At 52.7% G+C, this 256-nt stretch carries 1 protein-coding gene; it reads left to right on the top strand.

The window, feature by feature from the left end:
• On the top strand, positions 1-238 hold a 238-nt coding region (locus tag SB756_RS32370), incomplete at its 5' end, for a vitamin B12 dependent-methionine synthase activation domain-containing protein (protein WP_410913542.1).
• Positions 239-256 lie beyond the last annotated feature (18 nt).

The raw sequence follows: 256 nt of genomic DNA, 5'->3' as shown, positions 1-256 counted from the left end.
CACCATCTGGGAGCTGCTGGAAGTGGAAAAACACACTGGCATGAAACTCACAGAATCTTTCGCCATGTGGCCCGGTGCATCGGTTTCGGGTTGGTACTTCAGCCACCCGGACAGCAAGTACTACGCTGTAGCACAAATTCAGCGCGATCAGGTTGAAGATTATGCCCGCCGTAAAGGTATGAGCGTTACCGAAGTTGAGCGCTGGCTGGCACCGAATCTGGGGTATGACGCGGACTGATTCACAAATCTGTCACTT

The sequence above is a fragment of the Pseudomonas sp. SIMBA_068 genome (assembly GCF_046534705.1).
GTDB classification, from domain to species: domain Bacteria; phylum Pseudomonadota; class Gammaproteobacteria; order Pseudomonadales; family Pseudomonadaceae; genus Aquipseudomonas; species Aquipseudomonas putida.
This window is presented reverse-complemented; position numbering and strand designations above follow the sequence as displayed.